General features: G+C 35.7%; 3 protein-coding genes. All 3 read left to right on the top strand.

The window, feature by feature from the left end; all coding sequences use genetic code 11:
* The first annotated feature begins 91 nt into the window (after nucleotides 1-91).
* The gene (locus HRT72_11605) at nucleotides 92-1,393 is read left to right on the top strand and encodes a DoxX family protein (protein ID NQY68350.1); all 1,302 of its coding nucleotides are present in this window, start codon (nucleotides 92-94) and stop codon (nucleotides 1,391-1,393) included.
* On the top strand, nucleotides 1,390-2,466 hold the full coding sequence (locus tag HRT72_11600) for an ABC transporter permease (protein ID NQY68349.1): 1,077 nt from the start codon (nucleotides 1,390-1,392) through the stop codon (nucleotides 2,464-2,466). Before HRT72_11605 ends, HRT72_11600 begins: the two co-directional genes overlap by 4 nt.
* An 11-nt stretch (nucleotides 2,467-2,477) precedes the next feature.
* Nucleotides 2,478-3,090 (top strand): triose-phosphate isomerase (gene tpiA / locus HRT72_11595; GenBank protein NQY68348.1); only part of this gene is annotated, 613 nt, incomplete at its 3' end.

The following is a 3,090-nucleotide window of genomic DNA, read 5'->3' as shown; positions in this document are numbered from 1 at the left end:
CGATATTATTAATTATGCTATTTTTGCTATGATCCGGCTTGATGAGCAGGGTGAATCATAGACCAACCAACACCAAAATTATTATTTAATAATGAAGCTGTTATTACTCGTTTCTCGTATTTTGGTCGGAGCCTTATTTATAGTTTCGGGGTTGATAAAAGCCAATGATCCATTAGGTTTTTCATATAAACTCGCTGAGTATTTTTCTGAAGACGTTCTTGGGTTTGTATGGTTGGGAGACCTTGCTCTTCCTTTAGCTGTTTTTATCTGTATTGTGGAAATTGTACTTGGTGTAGCTTGTTTATTTGGAGCCAAAATGAAACTAGTTTCAAATTCTCTGTTGGGTATGATTCTTTTTTTTACCTTCTTAACCTGGTTTTCCGCTTATTTTGAAAAAGTAACAGACTGTGGTTGTTTTGGAGATGCTCTTAAACTTACACCATGGGAATCCTTTTCAAAAGATGTTGTCTTAACTTTTTTTATCTCGGTTTTGTTTTTTAATAGAAAGAATATCGATAGCAACACATCAGAACAAAACAAGTATTACTTAACAGGGGCAGTTGTTTTTATAGCTGTTTTTTGTCTGTTCATTCTAAATAATACTTGGGCTTTTCCTATTTATTTTACGGCGTTACTCGGGTTGTTTCTTGTGCTCGTGAAAATGTTTATCAATAACGAAATAGAAGAATGGATAATGGGTGCATTAACTGCCGTTATCTCGTTATACTTTGCTCTATTTTGTTTGAATCATTTACCGATAAAAGACTTTAGACCGTATGCTGTTGGAAAGAGTATTACAGAACAAATGGTTGTTCCCGAAGGTGCGCCAATTGATGAATATCAAACTATTTACAAGATAAAAAGCAAATCTACGGGGGTAGTGTCGGATGTAGATAGTAAGGTGTATTTGTCGGATAGATTGTGGGAGAATAAAGATTTGGAGATATTAAAAGGGGAGACAATAACCAATTTAATAAAGGAAGGCTATCATCCGCCCATTCATGATTTTATTATCTCTAATATGCAAGGAGAGGATGTAAATGATGAAATACTGAACAACGAAGAGGTGAGTTTTATGCTAGTCGCATATCAAATAAACCAAAGCAACGTAGGAGCCCAAAAAGAAATTAACGAGTTGGTAGACAAAATTGCCGCATCAGGATTTGATTTTAAAGGGATATCCGCATCCTTAGACAATAATGTGCAGGAATTTCGTCATGAGAATCAATCGATGTTTCCATATTATTCGGCAGATGAAACAACCTTGAAAACGATTATTAGATCTAACCCAGGATTGGTTATGATGCGGAATGGTAGAATCTTAGGGAAATGGCATTATAAGAATTTACCTTCTATGTCAGATATTGAAGAGATTAAAAACAAAGCCAGTTGATAGAATTTATTCTTAAGCGTCTTTTTTATGGGTTCTGGGTTCTCTTTGGAGTAACTACAGTGGTATTTATACTGTTTAATGTACTGCCAGGGGACCCCGCTCGTATGGTACTTGGTAAGCATGCAGATGTAGAATTGATTAAAATGATTAACAAGGATCTAGGGCGAGATAAACCATTGCCAATGCAGTACATCATGTATTTGAATGATTTATGTCCGGTTTCTTTACATGAGACTAAAGACGAAGACAGTTTTATATACCTTAATGAAGACAAATATGAATATGTTGAGCTGTTTGCTCTTAGTGATTCAAAAACTATAGTAGCAAAATGGCCATATTTAAGAAGGTCCTACCAAACAAAAAAGAAAGTCTCTGAGATAATTGCTGAAAGGATGCCTAAAACCGCTTTGTTGGCGGTTTCTTCGATGCTTATTGCAACTGTTTTAGGAATAATATTGGGAATAATAATGGCCATTAATAAGGATTCGTTTATTGATAGGGCGCTTCTCGTTATATCAGTTTTAGGCATGTCTTTACCTTCTTTTTTTTCCGGAATAATTATTGCTTATGTATTCGGTTATGTTTTATCTGATTTGACAGGACTAAATATGCATGGTAATCTTTACGAGATAGATCCTTTTGAAGGTGAAGTATTAGCTTTGAAAAATTTAATTTTACCGACTTTGACTCTTGGTATGAGGCCTTTGGCTGTGGTTGTTCAGCTTACGCGCAATTCTATGCTTGAAGTTTTAGCGATGGATTACATTCGTACGGCATCTGCTAAGGGATTAAGTAAATTTAATGTTATCGTAAAGCATGCGTTGAAGAATGCATTAAATCCTGTTATTACAACAGTATCAGGTTGGTTTGCAAGCTTAATGGCAGGTGCCATCTTTGTTGAGTTTATATTTGATTGGAAAGGAATAGGATTAGAGATAGTACTAGCACTAGGTAAAATGGACCTTCCTGTAGTGATGGGTGCAACGTTGGTGTTTGCGCTAATATTTGTAGTGGTGAATATTCTCGTTGACATTACATATGGAATTTTGGATCCTCGAGTAAGAATTAAATAACTGTTGCTTTCATGAGAAAAAAGATTGTTGCTGGAAATTGGAAATTAAATAAAACCAAAGAAGAAGCAATTGATTTAGTACGTCAAATAGTAACTAAATCAGCGTATTTGAAAAAAGAAGAATGTACCGTTATAATTGCTCCTCCATATCCTTTTATAACTTTGACTTCAGAAATTGCCGAAGGGAACAAAAACGTTTTCATAGCCGCACAAGATTGTAGTAGATTTGAAGAGGGTGGCTATACAGGAGAAGTATCGGCTAGTATGCTTGCTTCTGTGGGCGTGAAGTATATTATTCTAGGACATTCAGAAAGGAGAGAATTTTTTGGTGAAGGCAGTTCTGAATTGATCGAAAAAGTGAAAAGGACTATTGATGCTGGTCTTATTCCAGTTTTCTGCTGTGGAGAGCAAGCAGTTGATAGAGAGAATCACAAGCATTTCGCTGTTCTTGAAGAGCAGTTATCGTCTGTTTTGTTCGGATTTTCTAAGGAAGAGTTAAGCAGTATCGTGATTGCATACGAGCCAGTTTGGTCTATTGGAACTGGAGTAACAGCAACTCCCAAAATAGCGCAAGAAACTCATATGTTTATTCGACGTTTAATCGAGTCTAAATATGGAGTTGATT

This window comes from Flavobacteriales bacterium, assembly GCA_013214975.1.
Classification (GTDB): domain Bacteria; phylum Bacteroidota; class Bacteroidia; order DT-38; family DT-38; genus DT-38.
Note: the sequence above shows the minus strand (reverse complement) of the source record. Positions and strands in the feature narration are given on the sequence as shown.